The following is a 20,050-nucleotide window of genomic DNA, read 5'->3' as shown; positions in this document are numbered from 1 at the left end:
CCGGTTGGGGACACTATGTAATGCCCTGGCAAAAATCGGCTACTGGCAGAAATGCCAGGTTTTCAACGAAAACCTTGTGCCGAACCTGCCCTGTGTCGCCAGCATTCGGTATGCCTCCCTTGCGCATATGGCCAGTGCCGTTTGTCCAACCCTGAACTACGCTGACAGTCGCATCCCACGAATCATTTGCGCGCAAGCAAGGAGCCTGCATGACGTTGATACGTCCGCTGTTGGTCGTCTGCCTGGGGCTTGTGTCCCTGCTGTCGGGCTGTAGTAAGGAAGAAACCACCGAAACACTGCCACGCGTAGGCGTGCAACAGGTATCACCCACCGATTTCGCTGCCAGGGTCACCCTGACCGGCGATGTGCAGGCACGGGTGCAGACCGACCTGTCGTTCCGCGTCGGCGGCAAGATCATTTCGCGAAGCGTCGATGTGGGCGATCACGTCAAGGCCAACCAGGTGCTGGCGCGGCTGGACCCGAAAGACCTGCAGAACAATGTCGACTCGGCCAAGGCCGAGGTGTTCGCCGCGCAGGCGCGGGTCACCCAGACCAGCGCCGCCTTCGTGCGCCAGCAAAAACTGCTGCCCAAGGGCTACACCAGTCAGAGCGAATACGATTCCGCCGAAGCCGCGCTGCGCAGCAACCAGAGCGCGCTCAAGGCCGCACAGGCGCAATTGGCCAACGCCAACGAACAATTGAGCTATACCGCGCTGGTCTCCGAGGCTGATGGTGTCATCACCGAGCGCCAGGCCGAGGTCGGCCAGGTGGTGCAGGCGACCATGCCGATCTTCAGCCTGGCCACCGATGGCGACCGCGACGCGGTGTTCAACGTCTACGAATCGCTGCTGGTGGCCCCGCCCAGCGATGCCGGCGTGATCGTCAGCCTGCTGGATGACCCGAAGGTCCAGGCCCGTGGCTTCGTGCGCGAAATCACCCCCACGGTGTCCGCACAAAGCGGCACGGTACAGGTCAAGGTCGGGCTGAGGGATGTACCGCCAGGGATGCAACTGGGTGCACCGGTTACCGCCACCACCAATGCCCAGGGCCGGCCAAGTGTCGAGCTGCCATGGTCGGCACTGACCAAGGCCCTGCATGAGCCTGCCGTCTGGGTAGTGGGCGAGGGCGACAAGGTAGAGCTGCGCAAGGTCGAAGTCAGCCGTTACCTCACCGGCAGGATCGTGGTCGCCAGTGGCCTGAAGGGCGGCGAAACCGTGGTGGTCAATGGCGGGCAGTTGCTGCACCCCGGCATGCAGGTGCAGAAGGTCGACGCCAGGGCCCAAGGGGGTGAGCTATGAAGCGCCTGCTGCTGATGCTGTCGGCTGGCGTGCTGCTGGCCGGTTGCAGTAGCGAGGACGAGGTACCAGAGCCGATTCGGCCGGTGCTGTCGGTCAAGGTCGAACCCCAGGTGCAGTCGCAGTTGGGCCGTTTCGCCGGCAGTATCCAGGCACGTTTCGAAAGCACCTTGGGTTTCCGGGTTTCCGGACGTATTGCCCGGCGCTGGCTGGATGTGGGCGCCCAGGTGAAACCGGGTGACATCCTGGCCACGCTCGACCCGACCGACCAGCAGAACCAGCTGCGCGCCGCCGAAGGCGACCTGGCCAAGGTGCAGGCGCAGTGGATCAACGCCCAGGCCGATGCCCGCCGCCAGCAACAGCTGTACGACCGTGGCGTAGGCGCCCAGGCCCAGCTGGATATCGCCCAGACCAACCTGAAAACCACCAGTGCGGCGTTGGAGCAGGCGCGCTCTGCACTCAGCCAGGCACGTGATCAGCTCGACTACAGCACCCTGCGCACCGACCACGCCGCGGTAATCACCGCCTGGAAGGCCGAAGCCGGGCAAACCGTCACCGCCGGCCAGGCCGTGGTAACCCTGGCCCGGCCGGATGTGAAGGAAGCGGTGATCGACCTGCCGATCGGCCTGGCCGAGCAGTTGAGCAAAGGCCTGACCTTCACCGTTGCTTCGCAGCTGGACCCGACCATCAACACCACCGCCAGCCTGCGCGAGCTGGAGCCCCAGGCCGACGCCACCACCCGCACCCGCCGCGCCCGCCTGACCCTGGCCAGCACACCGGCGGCCTTCCACCTGGGCACTGCCATCAGCGTGACTCTGAGTTCGCAGGTGTCGCCGCGCAGCGAACTGCCCTTGAGTGCCTTGCTCGAGCGTGACGGCAAGACCCAGGTGTGGGTGATCGATACGCAACAGAAGACCGTGGCCACCCGTGACGTGGCCCTGATCGACCGCACCGCCGACAGCATCGTGCTGACCGCTGGCGTACAGCCCGGCGAGCGTGTGGTCACCGCCGGCGTCAACAGCCTCAAGCCTGGCCAGAAGGTCACCTTCGACGAGGATGCGCAATGAAAGGAAGCTTCAACCTGTCCGACTGGGCACTCAAGCATCAATCGTTCGTCTGGTACCTGATGTTCGTTGGCCTGCTGATGGGGATTTTCTCTTACTTCAACCTGGGCCGTGAGGAAGACCCGTCGTTCACCATCAAGACCATGGTCATCCAGACCCGCTGGCCCGGCGCGACCCAGGACGAAACCCTGTACCAGGTCACCGACCGTATCGAGAAGAAGCTCGAGGAACTCGACTCCCTCGATTACACCAAAAGCTACACCCGCCCAGGCGAATCCACGGTTTACGTCTACCTGCGCGATACCACCAAGGCCAAGGACATCCCGGAAATCTGGTACCAGGTGCGCAAGAAGATCCAGGACATTCGTGGTGAATTCCCGGCGGGTATCCAGGGGCCCGGGTTCAACGATGAATTCGGCGATGTGTTCGGTTCGATCTACGCCTTCACTGCCGACGGGCTGACCCTGCGCCAGCTGCGCGACTACGTGGAACAGGCGCGGGCCGAAGTGCGCGATGTACCCAACATCGGCAAGATCGAGCTGATCGGCACCCAGGACGAAGTGCTGTACCTGAACTTCTCCACCCGCAAGCTGGCAGCCCTGGGCATCGACCAGCGCCAGGTCATGCAGGCCCTGCAATCGCAAAACGCCGTGACCCCAGCCGGGGTGATCGAGGCCGGACCGGAGCGTATCTCGGTGCGTACCTCCGGACAGTTCACTTCGGAAAAGGACCTGCAAACCGTCAACCTGAAGATCAACGACCGCTTCTTCCGCCTGGCCGATATCGCCGATATCGAGCGCGGCTACGTCGATCCCCCTTCGCCGATGTTCCGCTACAACGGCCAGACGGCGCTGGGCCTGGCCATCGGCATGAAGGCCGGTGGCAATATCCAGGTGTTTGGTGCGGCGCTGAAAAAGCGCATGGATCAAGTGGTCGAAGACCTGCCGGTGGGCGTCGGGGTACACACCGTTTCCGACCAGGCCGTGGTGGTCAAGCAAGCGGTCGGCGGCTTCACCAGTGCGCTGTTCGAGGCGGTGGTGATCGTGCTGGCGGTGAGCTTCGTCAGCCTCGGCGTGCGTGCCGGGCTGGTAGTGGCCTGCTCGATCCCGTTGGTGCTGGCCATGGTGTTCGTGTTCATGGAATACAGTGGCATCACCATGCAGCGGATTTCGCTGGGGGCGCTGATCATCGCCCTGGGCTTGCTGGTGGACGATGCGATGATCACCGTGGAGGTGATGGTCACGCGGCTGGAAATGGGCGAAAGCAAGGAGCAGGCGGCGACCTTTGCCTATACCTCAACGGCCTTCCCCATGCTAACCGGTACCCTGGTGACGGTGGCCGGTTTCGTGCCGATCGGCCTCAACGCCAGTTCGGCGGGCGAGTACACCTACACGCTGTTCGCGGTGATTGCCGTGGCGCTGATGGTGTCGTGGGTGGTGGCGGTGTTCTTCGCCCCGGTGCTCGGCGTGCACATTCTCAGCAGTGCCAAGCTCAAGCCCCATGAAGCAGAGCCGGGCCGTGTCGGCCGAATCTTCGAGCATGGTTTGTTGTGGTGCATGCGCAACCGCTGGCTGACCATCATCGGCACCGTGGCGCTGTTCGCCCTGGCGATCTTCTGCGAGCGCTTCGTGCAGAACCAGTTCTTCCCGTCCTCGGACCGCCCGGAAATCCTCGTCGACCTCAACCTGCCGCAGAACGCGTCGATCGAGGAGACGCGCAAGGTGGTCGACCGCTTCGAGGCGCGGATCAAGGACGACCCGGACCTGGTGCACTGGAGTACCTACATCGGCCAGGGCGCTATCCGCTTCTACCTGCCCCTCGACCAGCAGTTGCAGAACCCGTACTACGCGCAGCTGGTGATCGTCAGCAAGGGCTTCGAAGAACGCCAGGGCATGATGGACCGGCTGCAGAAGATCCTGCACGAAGAGTTCGTTGGCGTCGGCACCAACGTGCAGTCGCTGGAAATGGGCCCGCCGGTGGGCCGGCCGATCCAGTATCGGGTCAGCGGCGCCAATATCGACGAGGTACGCAAGCACGCCATCGAGCTGGCCACCTTGCTCGACCAGAACGAGCATATTGGCGAGATGATCTACGACTGGAATGAGCCGGGTAAGGTGCTACGCGTGGAAATCGCCCAGGACAAGGCTCGCCAGCTTGGTCTGTCGTCGGAGGACGTGGCCAATGTGATGAACAGCATCGTCAGCGGCGTGCAGATTACCCAGGTCAACGACAACATCTATCTGGTCGACGTGGTCGCCCGTGCCGAGGACAACGAGCGGGGTTCACCCGATACCCTGCAGAACCTGCAGATCCTCACGCCCAACGGCACCTCGATCCCGCTGCTGTCGTTCGCCACCGTGCGCTACGAACTGGAGCAGCCGCTGGTATGGCGCCGTGACCGCAAGCCGACCATCACCATCAAGGCCTCGGTCAACGGCGATATCCAGCCTACCGACCTGGTGGCGCAGTTGAAGCCGAAGATCGACGAATTCGCCAGCAAGCTGCCGGTGGGCTTCGAAGTGGCCACCGGTGGTACGGTGGAGGAGAGCGCCAAGGCCCAGGGGCCGATCCGCAAGGTCATCCCGCTGATGCTGTTCCTGATGGCGACGTTCCTGATGATCCAGCTGCACAGCGTGCAGAAGCTGTTCCTGGTGGTCAGCGTGGCGCCGCTGGGGTTGATTGGCGTGATCATTGCGCTGGTACCCACGGGTACGCCGATGGGCTTCGTGGCGATTCTCGGCATTCTCGCGCTGGCGGGCATCATCATTCGTAACTCGGTGATCCTGGTGACCCAGATCGACGAGTTCGAAGCCCAGGGCTTGTCGCCGTGGGATGCGGTGGTGGAAGCCACCAACCATCGGCGCCGGCCGATCCTGCTGACCGCGGCGGCGGCGAGCCTGGGCATGATCCCGATTGCCCGCGAGGTGTTCTGGGGGCCGATGGCCTACGCCATGATCGGCGGGATCATCGTGGCGACCCTGCTGACGCTGCTGTTCCTGCCGGCCTTGTATGTGGCCTGGTACAAGATCCGCGAGCCACAGAAACATTCCTGAAGCCGTGCAGTGAACCCTGTGGGAGCGGGTTTACCCGCGAATGCGGTGGTGAATCTACCGCCGCATTCGCGGGTAAACCCGCTCCCACGGGGCCTTCTGTTGTCTTCAGGATGAGCGTTTGTTTTTGGTTATATAAACATTCTTAAACAGTATTTTTAAGAATAACTCCGCCTCACTACTATTGCCCTCAAGCCAGGCAACAAATCCCCTTCAAACCCCTGCCCGGCATCTCACTCCAAGGAGAACGAGCATGAGTGCATCTCTGCGTAGCATCGACGGTCAGGACGAAGCCACCATTCTGCGTGAAATCCAGAGCGCTCTGCGCGACCTGCGATTCGGTGCGGTGGAGATCACTGTGCACAACGCTCAGGTCGTACAGATCGAGCGCAAGGAGAAGTTCCGCCTGCAGCAGCCCGGCAACAAGGCCGGCTGATCGCGCCACACATCCAAAACTAGAAAAATGCCAATCGGGAGCTTCACCATGTCCATCCGCCGTTATGCGCTTGCCGCCCTGGCCAGTGCTGTTTTTGCCGGTTCCGCCATCGCCAAGGACTACGAACTGCTGAACGTGTCCTACGACCCGACCCGCGAGCTGTATCAGCAGTACAACGCCGAGTTCATCAAGCACTGGCAGCAGGCCCACCCGGGCGACAAGGTGAAGATCCAGCAATCCCACGGTGGTTCGGGCAAGCAGGCCCGTGCGGTGATCGACGGTCTGCGTGCCGACGTGGTGACCCTGGCCCTGGCCGGTGACATCGACGAAGTCGCCAAGCTCGGCAAGACCCTGCCGGACAACTGGCAGACCCGCCTGCCGGATGCCAGCACCCCGTACACCTCGACCATCGTGTTCCTGGTGCGCAAGGGCAACCCGAAAGGCATCAAGGACTGGGGCGACCTGATCAAGAAAGACGTGTCGGTCATCACCCCCAACCCGAAAACCTCCGGCGGCGCCCGCTGGAACTTCCTGGCTGCCTGGGCCTATGGCCTGAAGACCGGCGGTAGCGAAGAGAAGGCCAAGGCATACGTGCAGGAGCTGTTCAAGCACGTGCCGGTGCTGGACACCGGCGCCCGTGGCTCGACCATCACCTTCGTCAACAACGGCCAGGGCGATGTGCTGCTGGCGTGGGAAAACGAAGCCTTCCTGGCGTTGAAGGAAGACGGTGGTGCCGACAAGTTCGAGATCGTCGTGCCGTCGCTTTCGATCCTGGCCGAACCGCCGGTGGCGGTGGTGGACAAGAACGCCGAGAAGAAGGGCAATACCGAGATTGCCACCGAATACCTCAAGCACCTGTACAGCCCGGCCGGGCAGAAGATTGCCGCCGAGAACTTCTACCGCCCGCGTGACGAGAAGGTCGCAGCCGAATTCGGCAAGCAGTTCCCGAAACTTGACCTGGTAACCATCGACAAGGACTTTGGTGGCTGGAAAACTGCACAACCGAAATTCTTCAACGATGGCGGTGTGTTCGACCAGATCTATCAGGCACAGTAATCGCCAAGGAAAAGCGGGGCCGCTATGCGGCCCATTCGCGACGCAAGGCCGCTCCCACAAGGAACCGCAATCTCCTGTGGGAGCGGCCTTGCGTCGCGATTGGGCTGCAAAGCAGCCCCAAGATTCAGAAGCCTGCACCGGCCCGGGATTGATTCCGGGCTTCGTGCGTTCAACCAGGGATATTTATGTCACGCCGCATTTCCCCCGTCATACCCGGCTTCGGGCTGACGCTGGGCTACACATTGGTGTACCTCAGCCTGATCGTGCTGATACCGCTGGCCGCCATGTTCGTGCATGCCGCGCAGCTTACCTGGGAGCAGTTCTGGAACGTCATCAGTGCGCCGCGGGTGATCGCCGCGCTCAAGCTGAGTTTCGGCACCGCCCTGTTCGCCGCCGTCATCAACGGTGTGATCGGTACCCTGCTGGCCTGGGTGCTGGTGCGCTACACCTTCCCCGGGCGCAAGATCATCGATGCGATGATCGACCTGCCGTTCGCCCTGCCCACGGCCGTAGCCGGTATCGCCCTGACCGCCCTGTATGCGCCCTCGGGCTGGGTCGGCCAGTTCGCCACCGACCTGGGCTTCAAGATCGCCTACACCCCGCTGGGCATCACCCTGGCGCTGACCTTCGTCACCCTGCCGTTCGTGGTGCGGACGGTGCAGCCGGTACTGGCCGACATTCCGCGTGAAGTGGAGGAGGCCGCCGCCTGCCTGGGCGCCAAGCCGCTGCAGGTGTTCCGCCACGTGCTGGCGCCAGCGCTGCTGCCTGCCTGGCTGACAGGCTTTGCCCTGGCCTTCGCCCGCGGCGTGGGCGAGTATGGTTCGGTGATCTTCATTGCCGGCAACATGCCGATGAAGACCGAGATCCTGCCACTGCTGATCATGGTCAAGCTCGACCAGTACGACTACACCGGCGCGACCGCCATCGGCGTGCTGATGCTGGTGGTTTCCTTCATCCTGCTGCTGCTGATCAACCTGCTGCAGCGCCGTATCGAAACCCCTTGAAGGAGGCCGGCATGTCCAGTACATCCCTGAATGCAACCGCCGCCGCCAATGCCGCCCGCCGGGGCAGCGCCACATCGCGGCGCATCCTGATCGGCCTTGGCTGGCTGGTGTTCGCGCTGTTCCTGCTGCTGCCGCTGGTAATCGTGGTGTCGCAGGCGCTGAAGAACGGCTTTGGCACCTTCTTCGAGGCGATCTTCGAGCCTGACGCGTTGTCGGCGCTGAAGCTGACCCTGCTGGCCGTGGTCATTTCGGTGCCGCTGAACCTGGTGTTCGGCGTCAGCGCCGCCTGGTGCGTGAGCAAGTACACTTTCCGTGGCAAGAGCATCCTGGTCACCCTGATCGACCTGCCGTTCTCGGTGTCGCCGGTGATCGCCGGCCTGGTCTACGTGCTGATGTTCGGCGCGCAAGGCCTGTTCGGGCCGTGGTTGCAGGACCACGATATCCAGATCGTGTTCGCCCTGCCGGGCATCGTCCTGGCCACCATCTTCGTCACCGTGCCGTTCGTGGCCCGTGAGCTGATCCCGCTGATGCAGGAGCAGGGCACGCAGGAAGAGGAGGCCGCGCGCCTGCTCGGCGCCAATGGCTGGCAGATGTTCTGGCACGTGACCCTGCCGAACATCAAATGGGGCCTGATCTACGGCGTGGTGCTGTGCACCGCGCGGGCCATGGGCGAGTTTGGCGCGGTGTCGGTGGTGTCGGGCCACATCCGCGGCGTGACCAACACCTTGCCGCTGCACGTGGAGATCCTCTACAACGAGTACAACCACGTCGCGGCCTTCAGCGTGGCCAGCCTGTTGCTGATCCTGGCGCTCTTCATCCTGCTGCTCAAGCAGTGGAGCGAGAACCGTATTAACCGCCTGCGCCACAGCGCCGCGGAGGAATGATTCATGTCGATCGAAGTTCGTAACGTCAGCAAGCGCTTCAACAGCTTCCAGGCCCTGGACAACATCAACCTGGACATCAACAGCGGCGAGCTGGTGGCCCTGCTTGGCCCGTCCGGCTGCGGCAAGACTACCCTGCTGCGCATCATCGCCGGCCTGGAAACCCCGGACCAGGGCAATATCGTGTTCCATGGCGAGGACGTGTCCGGCCATGACGTGCGCGACCGCAACGTCGGTTTCGTGTTCCAGCACTACGCGTTGTTCCGCCACATGAGTGTGTTCGACAACGTTGCCTTCGGCCTGCGCATGAAGCCCAAGGGCGAGCGCCCGAGCGAGAGCAAGATTGCCGAGAAGGTGCATGAACTGCTGAACATGGTGCAACTGGACTGGCTGTCCGACCGCTACCCCGAGCAGTTGTCCGGTGGCCAGCGCCAGCGTATCGCCCTGGCCCGCGCCCTGGCGGTGGAACCCAAGGTGCTGCTGCTGGACGAGCCGTTCGGTGCGCTGGATGCCAAGGTGCGCAAGGAGCTGCGCCGCTGGCTGGCGCGCCTGCACGAGGACATCAACCTGACGTCGGTGTTCGTCACCCACGACCAGGAAGAGGCCATGGAGGTGGCTGACCGCATCGTGGTGATGAACAAGGGCGTGATCGAGCAGATCGGCTCGCCGGGCGAGGTGTACGAGCACCCGGCCAACGATTTCGTCTATCACTTCCTCGGTGACTCCAACCGCCTGGCCCTGAGCGAAGGGCATCATGTGCTGTTCCGCCCGCACGAAGTGTCGCTGTCGCGGCACGAGACCGAAGGGCACCATGCGGCCGAGGTGCGCGATATCCGCCCGTTGGGCGCGACCACGCGGGTAACCTTGAAGGTGGAAGGGCAGAGCGAGCTGATCGAGGCCGAAGTGGTCAAGGACCATGACAGCCTGACCGGGTTGGCGCGAGGGGAGACGTTGTTCTTCCGGCCGAAGGTTTGGCAGAAGGTGACGGATATCTGAGCCGCCTTTGATGATGAAAAGCCCGGGGTTGGTCCTGGGCTTTTTTATGCCTGACAGAATGGCGGCGCAAATGTTAAGCAGAAGCCCTGTTTTTTGGATGGGTAAACGATGCGTGCGCGAGATTGAGCGGTTGGTTCAATAATCGGGTTCTCGCTGTGGGATAACGGCGGAGGTCCCAATATAACGGTAGATATAGAAGCTCTTAATTCTTGGCCTAGTAAATTTGCTAGTTTTCAATTGCCGGGAATCGGCGGAGTATTGGGTTTTGTTAGGTGGGCCTGAATCAAGGAGGTGTTGAGTGCATTTTTTGGGGCTATTCGCATGTGCATTGCTCTTAAGGTGTCCTGAGCATTTAAAATCCATCGCATAGAAAATCATGGGGCTTGTAATATGCTTAATTCATACTCTCCTTATGGGTATTTCTTCTCTGTGAATGCCTTGGTGGGTACATTGAGTTTTAATGGCGAACACCTTGATGCACTAAGTAAACTATATTTTCTAGGTCGCGGATACAGAGCGTTCAGTCCAGTGTTGATGCGTTTCAATAGGCCTGATGAGTTTAGCCCTTTCGATATCGGTGGGTTGAATTGTTACTGTTATTGCTTAGGGGATCCTGTTAATCGTCAAGACCCTAACGGAAAAACTTCATTCGCGACGCTGGCGTTGACAGCAATCGCGGCACGTCGCTTTAAAAGTAGGCTCTTTGCAAAGGTTAAAGGTCCCGTTGAATGGTTTCCATTACGGAACTGGAAGAAAGGATCTATTGTTCCAGAGATTAGATATGCCATAGAAAAAGTCTCATCTGGTAAAGAGAGTGTGGCGCATGTGGTGAGTCAGGAGGACTTATCGGTGTTGGATCTTTCTGAGAAAAAGCATAAATTTATTCTAAGGCAGGATCAGAATTTTTTCATCAGTACCTTTTCCGAGTTTGATGATGCTCCTCTTTCTCACGCCAGTCTTGCGGAGCTTGGTCGTCGGCAGTTAAGGTCGACCTCTCAGGTTGTAGCTGCGGGATATATATATAGGGATAGCGGCCAAACTTATGTTGATAATCATTCGGGTCATTATCTTCCTGGTTACAGAAGCTCGCAGGCGGCGGTGAATTATTTGAGGTCGATAAGTGTGCCAGCGATGAGTGTTCGCATGGTTGGTCAAATGATGCGTCGATGAGTGATGCCTCGCGGGCATTTTTTTTATGCCTGTAAGGTATGCAGGCCATCTTCTGAGAGGTACAAGCGGCGGGGGATGCGGGGTGCAGGAGCGATATGACTTTTTATATCGCGATTGGTTATTTGCTTAATGTCAAATATTACTTTTAGAGATAAGCCTCTGGCCGCGATGATTCAGCCACACACCTGAATCGAGACCCCAGGAGTTTGATCAATGGGTAATGTCCAGTCGGCCGTCAGGGCCTACGACCAGTCATGGCGCCCGGCCCCGGGCGACCTGGTCGACCTTGGACGCACGCTTCGCCTTCCGCTTGGCCAGCTGCGCCTGCAACGTACGCCCGTCAGTGGGCTCAAGCGCCGCGACAAGCTGGTGTTGAGCCTGCTGGTGCTGGCCCTGCATGGCGCTGCAGCGTACTGGGTCAGCCAGGCACCAACGCCCGAGCTGCCGGTGGTGCCACCGCAAGTACCGCCCATGACCATCGAGTTCGCCGCGCCGGCGCCGCCTGTAGTCGAGCCACCGCCACCAGCCCCGGCACCGCCGGTGGTCCAGCCGCCACCGCCGCCTGTGGTCGACGAACTGGCCGCCAAGCCCAAACCCAAGCCAAAACCCGTACCCAAGCCGGTGGTCAAGCAACAGCCCAAGCCACAGCCCAAGCCGGTCGAGGCACCGCCGCCAGCCCCTGTGGCCGCCCCGGCACCGCCAGCGCCACCCGCGCCGGCCCCGGTCACCCCGGCCTCGGCCAACGCGGCGTACCTGAAGAACCCGGCGCCGGAGTACCCGCAGATGGCTCAGCGGCGCGGTTGGGAAGGCACCGTACTGCTGCGCGTCGAGGTGCTGCCCAGCGGCAAGCCCGGGCAGATCCAGATCCAGAAGAGCAGCGGCCGCGATGCCCTCGACGCTGCCGCACTGGCCGCGGTCAAGCGCTGGAGCTTCGTGCCTGCCAAGCAGGGCGACGTGGCCCAGACCGGCTGGGTCAGCGTACCGATCGATTTCAAGCTTCGCTAACTTTCTCGCAGAACACAGGAAGACATCATCATGAGCCTGCTGGCATCCCCCCTCGAATCCGTTGAAAGCGCAGTCATCTGGCTGCTGGTCGGTTTTTCTGTCGTCACCTGGGGCCTGGCCCTGGTCAAGGTCGTGCAGTTCGTGCGGCTGAAGCATCAGGACAAGCGCTTCCACCAGCAATTCTGGGCCGCCTCGAGCCTGGACTCGGCTGCCGAGCCCAGCCACGAACTGCCTGGCCCGGCCGCACGCGTTGCCCAGGCCGGTTACGCTGCCATCGCCGTCGGTGACAGCCAGGCCAACGACCTGAGCCACGCCATCAACCACCAGGACCGCCTGGAGCGTGCCCTGCGCCAGCAGATCGTGCGTGAGCGCCGCTCGCTGGAAACCGGCCTGGCGGTGGTCGCCAGTATCGGCAGCACCTCGCCCTTCATCGGCCTGTTCGGCACCGTGTGGGGCATCATGGAAGCGCTCAAGGGCATCAGCGCGGCCGGCTCCGCCAGCCTGGAAACCGTGGCCGGGCCGATTGGCGCGGCACTGGTGGCCACCGGCGTGGGTATCGCCGTCGCGGTGCCGGCGGTGCTGGTCTACAACTACTTCCTGCGCCGCCTCAAGCTGACTGCCGCCGACCTCGATGACTTCGCCCACGACTTCTACAGCCTGGCGCAGAAGAGTGCCTTCCGCGTGCTGGTGCACCCGGCGGTGCACAGGCCCCAGGCCGGCTTCACCCAGCCGGTGAAGGAGGCGTCCTGACATGGCCTTTTCGACCCAGGATAGCGACGAAGTCCTCAGTGAAATCAACGTCACGCCGTTGGTGGACGTCATGCTGGTGCTGCTGGTGGTATTCATCGTCACTGCGCCGCTGCTGACCAATGCCATCCCCATCAACCTGCCCAAGACCGAGGCCGTGGCCCCGGTGGAGCAGAAGGACCCGCTGGTGGTCAGCATCGATGGTGACGGCAAGTTGTTCATCAACAAGGACGAGATCCAGCCCGACCTGCTGGAAACCAGCCTCAAGGCTGCCAAGGACAAGGACGCGGACGTGCGTGTACAGCTGCAGGCTGATGACGGCGTGAACTACGGCGAAGTGGCGCGGGCCATGGCGGCTATCGAACGTGCGGGGATCAGCAAGCTGGCGGTGATTACCGCGCGCTAAACCTGCCACTTCTCTTCAGGCAAGTGCTTAGGGGCCATATCTCTTGGCAGGGGATGGCCCCTTTTTTTGCCTGGATTTCATTGATATCGATGCCCCCTGTGGGAGCGGGTTTACCCGCGAATGCGACGTAGGCGCCACCGACGCATTCGCGGGTAAACCCGCTCCCACAGGGATTGCATTTTAGTTATTAACAAATAGCTTCTTATTCCTTTACTGATATAACTCCCTCCCTATACTTGTCTCCAAGCACGCAAACTCACTGGAGGCGTCCCCATGCGCAATGAGTCGATTCGCTACCTGATTGTGCCGGGCTGGCAAGGATCGCCAGACAACCATTGGCAGAGTCACTGGCAGCGCACCCTGCCCAACAGTGCCCGGGTCGAGCAGCACGACTGGCTGACCCCGCAACGCCGGGACTGGGTGCAAGCGCTGGAGCAGGCGATTGCCGCCGAGCGCTCGCCGGTGATTCTGATCGCCCACAGCCTGGGTTGCATCACCGTCGCTCATTGGGCCGCGCAAGCCAGCCCGGCCCTGCTGCGGCGTGTACGCGGCGCGCTACTGGTGGCACCCGCTGATGTAGAGCGGCCGACCTGCGCGCCAGCCCTGCGCAACTTCGCGCCGATCCCGACCGAGGCACTGCCGTTCCCAAGCCAGGTGGTCAGCTCCGACAACGACCCGGCCGTGAGCGTGCCAAGGGCGCTGTACCTGGCCCAGGTATGGGGCGCCGAAGCAGGGCTGCTGACCAACGCCGGGCATATCAACGTCAAGTCCGGCCATGAGCGCTGGGAACAAGGCTTCGCCTACCTGTATCGCTTGCAAAGCCGGGTCGAGCAGCGCGCACTACGCCGCGCCTGATCGCCCTTACTGTTTACCGTTTGCCTGACGCCCGGCCACTGCAGGCCTGGGGCGGGAGTTCGTCATGACTTTTCAAAACCCCTTTGGCCAGCCCTTGCTGACCTTCCCCGAGCTGGACAAGAGCCCGTTGAGCATCCGCGCCAAGGCGCTGGTGTTCATCGACCCGCGTTCGCAGCAGTTGCGCGCAGAGCTGGAGCAGCTGGCGCCGCAACCCCTGCCGGTGCTGATCCGTGGCGAAACCGGCACCGGCAAGGAACTGCTGGCCCGGCAGATCCACCGGGCCAGCGACCGCAGCGGGCTGTTCGTGTCGGTCAACTGCGCAGGCATCAGCCCTACCTATGCCGATGCCGAGCTGTTCGGCTACAGCGCCGGCAGCCAGGGCGGTACAGCCAGCAGCCGTGCCGGCTGGTTCGGCTCGGCAAACGGCGGCACGTTGTACCTGGACGAAATCGCCGACTTGCCGCTTGCCATCCAGGGCAAGCTGCTGGCCGCCCTGGAAAACCGCGAGGTAACCCGGGTGGGCGCGCAACAGCCGCAACCAGTGGACGTGCGCCTGGTGGCCGCCACCAGTATCGACCTGGCGCGGGTGGTGCGTGCGGGGCGTTTCAACGAGCGCCTGTACCAGTACCTGCGCGAGGGGGCGCTGGAACTGCCGCCGCTGCGCGAGCGGCCGGGCGATATCCTGCCGTTGGCCGAGTACTTCGTGGGCATCTACAGCGTGCGCCTGCAGCGGCCTGTGCCGCTGGTGAGCGAGGCGGCGCAGCAGGTTCTGGAGGCGCACCCCTGGCCCGGCAACACCCGTGAACTGGAGAACGTCATCCACTTCGCCTTGCTGGTGAATGACGGCGAAGAGATCCTGGCCGAGGACCTCGACCTGCCCGACCCCGCGCGCTAGACATGGCTCATAAGCAACGTGGCTGATGGCAGTCTGTTTTTGGAATAAGCAGCTAAATAAAAGATATTGTTACGGAATAAAAAATCTAGGTATTGTCCGCCTCACGCCCGCTGGTGAACCGGTTGGGCACCCGATTCGCCATCGTCGATGGCCCAGAACCAGAACAAGGACCACCATGAAGAAGACCCTGCTGACCACTGCCCTGGCCGCTGCCCTGTCGTTCGCCGGCCTGGCTGCCGCCGCCGAGAAACTGGTAGTTGCCGCCACCCCGGTACCGCACGCCGAAATCCTCGAGCTGATCAAGCCGACCCTGGCCAAGGAAGGTGTGGACCTGCAGATCAAGGTCTTCACCGACTACGTGCAGCCGAACGTGCAGGTTGACCAGAAGCGCCTGGACGCCAACTACTTCCAGACCCTGCCGTACCTGCAGAACTTCAACGAAGGCAAGGGCACCCACCTGGATACCGTGATCGGCGTGCACGTCGAACCCTTCGGTGGTTACTCGAAGAAGGTCAAGAGCCTGAGCGAACTGAAGGAAGGCGCCACCGTTGCCATCCCTAACGAGGGCAGCAACAGCGGCCGCGCCCTGCTGTTGTTGCAGAAGGCTGGCCTGATCACCCTGAAGGATCCGAAGAACGCCCTGGCCACCCCCAAGGACATCGCCGAGAACCCGAAGAAGCTGAAGTTCCGCGAGCTTGAGTCGGCCATGCTGCCGCGTGTGCTGGACCAGGTCGACCTGGACATGATCAACACCAACTACGCTCTGGAAGCCGGCCTGAACCCGGCCAAGGACGCGCTGGTGATCGAAGGCAGCGACTCGCCATACGTGAACTTCCTGGTCGCCCGCCCGGACAACAAGGATAGCGAAGCCATCCAGAAACTGGCCAAGGCCCTGACCAGCCCGCAAGTGAAGGAATTCATCGCCAAGAAGTATCAGGGTGCGGTGCTGCCGGCGTTCTGATGCGCTTGCATTACCTTGCATGACCCAACGCCGACACCATGTGTCGGCGTTTTTGCTTGTGGGCGCAGTACCCTGTGGGAGCGGGCTCGCCCGCGAAGCAGGCGACGCGGTGGATGGCACCGGCTACGCCGGTGTTCGCGGGCGCGCCCGCTCCCACAGGGTACTGCGTGACGTCTCGGTGATATGAATATTCTATAAAGGTATTTACTAAAAAGTTTTTAGATCATTAGAGTCTATCTATCGTGCCCACGCGCACCCTGCAGACCTGCTTTACCCATGACCCTCGACACCGCATTCATCCTCAGCACGCTGCCCGCCTTCCTCAAGGCAGTGGGCGTGACCCTGCAGGTCGGCCTGATCGCCATCGTCACCTCGCTGCTGGTCGCCCTGGTCAACGCCACACTGCTGGTATTGCGCACCCCGTACCTGTGGCGCCTGGTAAAAGCCTACGTGGAGCTGGCGCGCAACACGCCGCTGCTGATCCAGCTGTTCTTCGTCTACTTCGCCTTGCCCAGCCTGGGCCTGAAGATTTCCGGCTTTGCCGCGGCAATCATCACCATGACTTTCATGGGCGGTGCCTACCTGACCGAAGTGCTGCGCGCCGGCATCGAGGCCGTGCCCCGTGCCCAGCTGGAGTCCGGGCGCTCCATCGGCCTGTCCGAAGGCCAGCTGCTGCGCCACGTGGTGCTGCCGCAGGCCGGCATCCTCAGCCTGCCGGCGCTGTTCGCCAACTTTATCTTCCTGCTCAAGGAAACCACCGTGGTGTCGGCGGTGGCCGTGCCGGAAATCCTCTACACCACCAAGAACTACATCGCGCTGTACTACAAGACCTATGAAATGCTCACCGTGCTGACCCTGCTCTGCGTGCTGCTGTTCCTGCCGCTGTCGTTGCTGCTGCGCCATGTCGAAAGGAGGCTGCAACATGCCCAGTTCGGCGTCTGAACTGCTGTTGCAGGCGTTGCCGCAGCTGGCAGGCGGTGCGGCGCAGACCCTGGCCATCTCCGCGCTGGGCATCCTCTTCGCGACGCTGGGCGGTGTGCTTTATGGTGTGTTGGCAACCTTGGGCAACCGGGCCCTGAATATCGCCTTGCAGGTGTACCTGGAACTGTTCCGTGCCATCCCGGTGCTGGTCTGGCTGTACCTGGTGTTCTTCGGCCTGCCGATCTTCTTTGCCCTGAGCATCCCCAGCTTCTGGTGCGCGGTGCTGGTGCTGGGCCTGTGGGGCGCCAGCGAGGTGGGTGAGGTGGTGCGAGGCGCGCTACGTTCGCTGCCGCGCGGCCAGCGCGAGGCGGGGCTGTCGATCGGCCTGGCCTGCTGGCAGCTGTATGGCTACGTGCTGTTGCCACAGGCGCTCAAGCGCATGACCCCGCCGACCATCAACATCTACACGCGAATCATCAAGACCAGCTCGCTGGCGGTGCTGATCGGCGTGGTCGAGGTGATCAAGGCCGGCCAGCAGATCATCGAACGCACCTACGAGTCGGTGCTGATCTACGGTGCCTTGTTCCTGTTCTTCTTCATCGTCTGTTATCCGCTGTCCGCCGCTTCACGCGTGCTGGAACGCCGCTGGGCCCACTCATGAGCGCATTGATCGAATTCCAGGGTTTCAACAAGTTCTTTGGCGAGCACCAGGTGCTCAAGGACGTCGACCTCCAGGTGGCGGCCGGCGAGGTGGTGGTCATTCTCGGCCCCAGCGGCTGTGGCAAAAGCACGCTGCTGCGCTGCCTCAACGGCCTGGAGCAGGCCCACGGCGGCCACTTGCGCCTGGCCGGGCAGGAGCTGCTCGATCCGCGCACCGATTGGCGCGAAATCCGCCAGCGGGTCGGCATGGTGTTCCAGAGCTATCACCTGTTCGGCCACATGAGCGTGATCGACAACCTGCTGCTTGGCCCGCTCAAGGTGCAAAAGCGCGAGCGCGCCGAAGCGCAGGCCCAGGCCGAGGCGCTGTTGGCGCGGGTCGGCCTGCTGGACAAGCGCGACGCCTTTCCCCGGCAGTTGTCCGGGGGCCAGCAACAGCGCATCGCCATCGTGCGCTCGCTGTGCATGAACCCCGAGGTGATGCTGTTCGACGAGGTTACCGCGGCCCTCGACCCGGAAATGGTCAAGGAGGTGCTGCAGGTGATCCAGGGCCTGGCCCGCGACGGTATGACCTTGCTCATCGTTACCCACGAAATGGCCTTCGCTCGCGCGGTGGCCGACCGCATCGTGTTCATGGAGGCCGGCAGGGTCCTTGAACAGGGTGACCCCGAGAGCTTCTTCACCCGACCGCGGACCGCACGCGCGCAGCAGTTCCTGGAGAAATTCTCCTTCGTAGAAAGCCTGCCGAAGACACTGCACAAGGAACTGTCATGAAAACTGCCAACCTCACCAAACTGCTGGTGCCGCTGTTCGGCCTGGCCCTGCTGGCCGGCTGCAACAAGGCTGAAGAACCACCCAAGCCCGCGGCGGCCTCGCCGTCCACCAGCTACCTGGAAACCATCAAGGCCCGTGACAAGCTGATCGTCGGGGTGTTCACCGACAAGCCACCGTTCGGTTTCGTCGATGAAAAGGGCCGCTACGTGGGCTTTGACACCGACATTGGCCGGCGCCTGGCCAAGGACCTGCTGGGCGATGAAAACAAGGTCGAGTTCGTTGCCGTGGAGCCGGCCAGCCGTATCCCGTTCCTGCAGAGCGACAAGGTCGACCTGATCCTCGCCAACATGACCGTGACCCCGGAGCGCAAGGAAGCGGTGGACTTCACCAACCCCAACCTGCGCGTTGCCGTGCAGGCCATCGTCGCGGATGGCAGCCCGGTGCAGAAGCTCGACGACCTGGCCGACAAGACCATCATCGTCACCACCGGCACTACCGCTGATATCTGGCTGACCAAGAACCATCCGGACTGGAAACTGCTCAAGTTCGAGAAGAACAGCGAGTCGCTGCAAGCGCTGGCCACCGGACGTGGCGATGCCTATGCACAGGACAACCTGATTCTGTTCAGCTGGGCCAAGCAGAACCCGGGCTACCGCGTGCTGCCTGAGCTGCTGGGTGAAGAAGCCCCGATTGCACCGGCGGTGAAGAAGGGCAACACCGAGCTGCGTGACTGGGTGAATGCCGAGCTGGCCAAGCTGGGGGAGGAGAAGTTTCTGCTGAAGCTGTATGACCAGTATGTACGCAAGGAACTGAGCGATGACACCAAGCCGGAAAGCGTGATTGTGGAAGGGGGCAAGTGGCAGGGTTAGTCGGGTAAATGGGGCCGTTGTGGGAGCGGGTTCACCCGCGAACACCGGCAAAGCCGGTGTCATACACCGAGTTGCCTGCTTCGCGGGTGAACCCGCTCCCACAAGGGCTGCAAGGCAGCCCCGGCAATATCACTGGTTGCGCGGCAGCCAGTTCAAAAGGAATTCATTCACCACCCGCGGGTTCTCCAGGCTGGAGATATGCCCCGCAAACGGAATCTGCGCCGCCAGGCAGCCAATGATCCGTGCCATTTCATTGGACTCTTCCGGCGGCCGTGGGATGTCCTGGTCGCCACAGACAACGATGGTCCGCTCACTGGCCAGTTCTCCCAGCCGTGACAACAGGTCTGGCCGGCCAAAGATCACCCGCCCCATCGGATCGAGACTGTGCCGAATCACCTCGGCGCTGTTCGCCTTCAATGCTGCGCGGAAGCCTTCGCGCACTTCCGGCACAGTCTGCCCGCCTGCATGGAAGAAGATCGGCACGACGATATCCAACAATGGCTCCGGGAACAGCCCCGCAGCACTGGCGGCGTCGAGCAGGCCGAAGTACTTGAGCCGGGTCGCCTCCGGCTCGGCGCCGAGGTAAGTGTCCATCAGCACCAGGCGGTCTACCCGCTCGGGGTGTTCCAGGGCCAGTTGCGCGCCCCACATGCCGCCGACCGACAGGCCGACCAAATGGCATTTGCCAATGTCCAGGGCGTCCAGCAGTGCCAGATGCTGGCGGGCCAGGGCGCTCATGTCGATGGTCGTGGCAGGCGGAGCATCGGAGCCGCCGTGGCCCCACAGTTCGGGGACGATGACGCGGAAGTGTGCTGACAAGGCCTCGATTTGTGGCTGCCACATCTCGGCGGACCACAGGTAGCTGTGGCCGAGCAGGACCGGGAAACCCTGGCCCTGGTCGATGTAGCTCATGCGGGCGCCGTCGATTTCGATGAAGTGTCTTTGCATGGAATGGGTCTCGGCCGGGAGTGCTGTAGGGTATTCGAAATTGTCGAGGGCCGCTTTGCA

At 62.2% G+C, this 20,050-nt stretch carries 20 protein-coding genes; 19 read left to right on the top strand and 1 reads right to left on the bottom strand.

The genetic code is table 11. From position 1 onward, the window contains the following. The first annotated feature begins 209 nt into the window (after positions 1-209). From MKK04_RS25265 to MKK04_RS25175, 19 genes are all read left to right on the top strand, one after another. Complete coding sequence (locus tag MKK04_RS25265; protein ID WP_207837478.1) at positions 210-1,298, top strand: efflux RND transporter periplasmic adaptor subunit; 1,089 nt, start codon at positions 210-212, stop codon at positions 1,296-1,298. Continuing rightward, positions 1,295-2,362 (top strand): efflux RND transporter periplasmic adaptor subunit, encoded by a 1,068-nt coding sequence (locus MKK04_RS25260; RefSeq protein WP_207837480.1) that lies wholly within the window; start codon positions 1,295-1,297, stop codon positions 2,360-2,362. The genes MKK04_RS25265 and MKK04_RS25260 overlap by 4 nt, the downstream gene beginning before the upstream one ends. Beyond that, the gene (locus MKK04_RS25255) at positions 2,359-5,412 is read left to right on the top strand and encodes an efflux RND transporter permease subunit (RefSeq protein ID WP_207837482.1); all 3,054 of its coding nucleotides are present in this window, start codon (positions 2,359-2,361) and stop codon (positions 5,410-5,412) included. The genes MKK04_RS25260 and MKK04_RS25255 overlap by 4 nt, the downstream gene beginning before the upstream one ends. 250 nt (positions 5,413-5,662) lie before the next feature. Then, complete coding sequence (gene oscA, locus MKK04_RS25250) at positions 5,663-5,845, top strand: sulfur starvation response protein OscA (protein ID WP_016712582.1); 183 nt, start codon at positions 5,663-5,665, stop codon at positions 5,843-5,845. Between the two features lie 48 nt (positions 5,846-5,893). After that, positions 5,894-6,901: a sulfate ABC transporter substrate-binding protein gene (locus tag MKK04_RS25245; protein WP_207837484.1), complete on the top strand. Its 1,008-nt coding sequence runs from the start codon at positions 5,894-5,896 to the stop codon at positions 6,899-6,901. 185 nt (positions 6,902-7,086) lie between these two features. Beyond that, positions 7,087-7,905 (top strand): sulfate ABC transporter permease subunit CysT, encoded by an 819-nt coding sequence (cysT, locus tag MKK04_RS25240; protein WP_063912140.1) that lies wholly within the window; start codon positions 7,087-7,089, stop codon positions 7,903-7,905. A gap of 11 nt (positions 7,906-7,916) precedes the next feature. Further along, positions 7,917-8,789: a sulfate ABC transporter permease subunit CysW gene (gene cysW, locus MKK04_RS25235; RefSeq protein WP_063912139.1), complete on the top strand. Its 873-nt coding sequence runs from the start codon at positions 7,917-7,919 to the stop codon at positions 8,787-8,789. A gap of 3 nt (positions 8,790-8,792) precedes the next feature. Beyond that, positions 8,793-9,782, top strand: coding sequence for a sulfate/molybdate ABC transporter ATP-binding protein (locus MKK04_RS25230; RefSeq protein WP_233694042.1), 990 nt, complete (start codon positions 8,793-8,795; stop codon positions 9,780-9,782). A gap of 390 nt (positions 9,783-10,172) precedes the next feature. Next, the gene (locus MKK04_RS25225; RefSeq protein ID WP_233694043.1) at positions 10,173-10,952 is read left to right on the top strand and encodes an RHS repeat-associated core domain-containing protein; all 780 of its coding nucleotides are present in this window, start codon (positions 10,173-10,175) and stop codon (positions 10,950-10,952) included. A 213-nt stretch (positions 10,953-11,165) separates the two neighbouring features. After that, positions 11,166-11,957, top strand: a complete 792-nt coding sequence (locus MKK04_RS25220; RefSeq protein WP_233694044.1) for an energy transducer TonB — start codon at positions 11,166-11,168, stop codon at positions 11,955-11,957. A 30-nt stretch (positions 11,958-11,987) separates the two neighbouring features. Further along, the gene (locus MKK04_RS25215; protein WP_063912137.1) at positions 11,988-12,707 is read left to right on the top strand and encodes a MotA/TolQ/ExbB proton channel family protein; all 720 of its coding nucleotides are present in this window, start codon (positions 11,988-11,990) and stop codon (positions 12,705-12,707) included. 1 nt (position 12,708) lies between these two features. Further along, entirely contained in the window at positions 12,709-13,110 is a 402-nt protein-coding gene (locus tag MKK04_RS25210) for an ExbD/TolR family protein (RefSeq protein WP_241106080.1), read from the top strand. A 273-nt stretch (positions 13,111-13,383) separates the two neighbouring features. Next, positions 13,384-13,965, top strand: coding sequence for an alpha/beta hydrolase (locus MKK04_RS25205; RefSeq protein WP_207837490.1), 582 nt, complete (start codon positions 13,384-13,386; stop codon positions 13,963-13,965). A gap of 64 nt (positions 13,966-14,029) precedes the next feature. Continuing rightward, positions 14,030-14,860: a sigma 54-interacting transcriptional regulator gene (locus MKK04_RS25200; RefSeq protein WP_207837492.1), complete on the top strand. Its 831-nt coding sequence runs from the start codon at positions 14,030-14,032 to the stop codon at positions 14,858-14,860. A 175-nt stretch (positions 14,861-15,035) separates the two neighbouring features. After that, on the top strand, positions 15,036-15,821 hold the full coding sequence (locus tag MKK04_RS25195; protein ID WP_063912133.1) for a MetQ/NlpA family ABC transporter substrate-binding protein: 786 nt from the start codon (positions 15,036-15,038) through the stop codon (positions 15,819-15,821). A gap of 276 nt (positions 15,822-16,097) precedes the next feature. After that, positions 16,098-16,763 (top strand): amino acid ABC transporter permease, encoded by a 666-nt coding sequence (locus tag MKK04_RS25190; protein WP_241106079.1) that lies wholly within the window; start codon positions 16,098-16,100, stop codon positions 16,761-16,763. Then, positions 16,744-17,403 (top strand): amino acid ABC transporter permease, encoded by a 660-nt coding sequence (locus MKK04_RS25185; RefSeq protein WP_241106078.1) that lies wholly within the window; start codon positions 16,744-16,746, stop codon positions 17,401-17,403. The genes MKK04_RS25190 and MKK04_RS25185 overlap by 20 nt, the downstream gene beginning before the upstream one ends. Continuing rightward, positions 17,400-18,173: an amino acid ABC transporter ATP-binding protein gene (locus tag MKK04_RS25180; protein WP_207837498.1), complete on the top strand. Its 774-nt coding sequence runs from the start codon at positions 17,400-17,402 to the stop codon at positions 18,171-18,173. The genes MKK04_RS25185 and MKK04_RS25180 overlap by 4 nt, the downstream gene beginning before the upstream one ends. Then, the gene (locus MKK04_RS25175; RefSeq protein ID WP_207837500.1) at positions 18,170-19,042 is read left to right on the top strand and encodes a transporter substrate-binding domain-containing protein; all 873 of its coding nucleotides are present in this window, start codon (positions 18,170-18,172) and stop codon (positions 19,040-19,042) included. The genes MKK04_RS25180 and MKK04_RS25175 overlap by 4 nt, the downstream gene beginning before the upstream one ends. A 129-nt stretch (positions 19,043-19,171) precedes the next feature. On the opposite strand, the gene MKK04_RS25170 is transcribed toward MKK04_RS25175, so the two are convergent. After that, the gene (locus MKK04_RS25170) at positions 19,172-19,990 is read right to left on the bottom strand and encodes an alpha/beta fold hydrolase (protein WP_207837502.1); all 819 of its coding nucleotides are present in this window, start codon (positions 19,988-19,990) and stop codon (positions 19,172-19,174) included. Positions 19,991-20,050 lie beyond the last annotated feature (60 nt).

The organism is Pseudomonas sp. LS.1a, assembly GCF_022533585.1.
In the GTDB taxonomy this organism is placed as follows: domain Bacteria; phylum Pseudomonadota; class Gammaproteobacteria; order Pseudomonadales; family Pseudomonadaceae; genus Aquipseudomonas.
The sequence above is the reverse complement of the archived record's forward strand: the minus strand, read 5'-3'. Positions and strand labels throughout refer to the sequence as shown.

What these genes read in the sequence shown, in the direction of transcription:
- MKK04_RS25255 (WP_207837482.1), top strand. Translation starts at nt 2,359, where the DNA reads ATGAAAGGAAGCTTCAACCTGTCCGACTGGGCACTCAAGCATCAATCG.
- cysW (WP_063912139.1), top strand. Translation starts at nt 7,917, where the DNA reads ATGTCCAGTACATCCCTGAATGCAACCGCCGCCGCCAATGCCGCCCGC.
- MKK04_RS25210 (WP_241106080.1), top strand. Translation starts at nt 12,709, where the DNA reads ATGGCCTTTTCGACCCAGGATAGCGACGAAGTCCTCAGTGAAATCAAC.
- MKK04_RS25245 (WP_207837484.1), top strand. Translation starts at nt 5,894, where the DNA reads ATGTCCATCCGCCGTTATGCGCTTGCCGCCCTGGCCAGTGCTGTTTTT.
- MKK04_RS25215 (WP_063912137.1), top strand. Translation starts at nt 11,988, where the DNA reads ATGAGCCTGCTGGCATCCCCCCTCGAATCCGTTGAAAGCGCAGTCATC.
- MKK04_RS25190 (WP_241106079.1), top strand. Translation starts at nt 16,098, where the DNA reads ATGACCCTCGACACCGCATTCATCCTCAGCACGCTGCCCGCCTTCCTC.
- oscA (WP_016712582.1), top strand. Translation starts at nt 5,663, where the DNA reads ATGAGTGCATCTCTGCGTAGCATCGACGGTCAGGACGAAGCCACCATT.
- MKK04_RS25230 (WP_233694042.1), top strand. Translation starts at nt 8,793, where the DNA reads ATGTCGATCGAAGTTCGTAACGTCAGCAAGCGCTTCAACAGCTTCCAG.
- MKK04_RS25205 (WP_207837490.1), top strand. Translation starts at nt 13,384, where the DNA reads ATGCGCAATGAGTCGATTCGCTACCTGATTGTGCCGGGCTGGCAAGGA.
- MKK04_RS25200 (WP_207837492.1), top strand. Translation starts at nt 14,030, where the DNA reads ATGACTTTTCAAAACCCCTTTGGCCAGCCCTTGCTGACCTTCCCCGAG.
- MKK04_RS25220 (WP_233694044.1), top strand. Translation starts at nt 11,166, where the DNA reads ATGGGTAATGTCCAGTCGGCCGTCAGGGCCTACGACCAGTCATGGCGC.
- MKK04_RS25195 (WP_063912133.1), top strand. Translation starts at nt 15,036, where the DNA reads ATGAAGAAGACCCTGCTGACCACTGCCCTGGCCGCTGCCCTGTCGTTC.
- MKK04_RS25175 (WP_207837500.1), top strand. Translation starts at nt 18,170, where the DNA reads ATGAAAACTGCCAACCTCACCAAACTGCTGGTGCCGCTGTTCGGCCTG.
- MKK04_RS25260 (WP_207837480.1), top strand. Translation starts at nt 1,295, where the DNA reads ATGAAGCGCCTGCTGCTGATGCTGTCGGCTGGCGTGCTGCTGGCCGGT.
- MKK04_RS25180 (WP_207837498.1), top strand. Translation starts at nt 17,400, where the DNA reads ATGAGCGCATTGATCGAATTCCAGGGTTTCAACAAGTTCTTTGGCGAG.
- MKK04_RS25170 (WP_207837502.1), bottom strand. Translation starts at nt 19,990, where the DNA reads ATGCAAAGACACTTCATCGAAATCGACGGCGCCCGCATGAGCTACATC.
- MKK04_RS25185 (WP_241106078.1), top strand. Translation starts at nt 16,744, where the DNA reads ATGCCCAGTTCGGCGTCTGAACTGCTGTTGCAGGCGTTGCCGCAGCTG.
- MKK04_RS25265 (WP_207837478.1), top strand. Translation starts at nt 210, where the DNA reads ATGACGTTGATACGTCCGCTGTTGGTCGTCTGCCTGGGGCTTGTGTCC.
- MKK04_RS25225 (WP_233694043.1), top strand. Translation starts at nt 10,173, where the DNA reads ATGCTTAATTCATACTCTCCTTATGGGTATTTCTTCTCTGTGAATGCC.
- cysT (WP_063912140.1), top strand. Translation starts at nt 7,087, where the DNA reads ATGTCACGCCGCATTTCCCCCGTCATACCCGGCTTCGGGCTGACGCTG.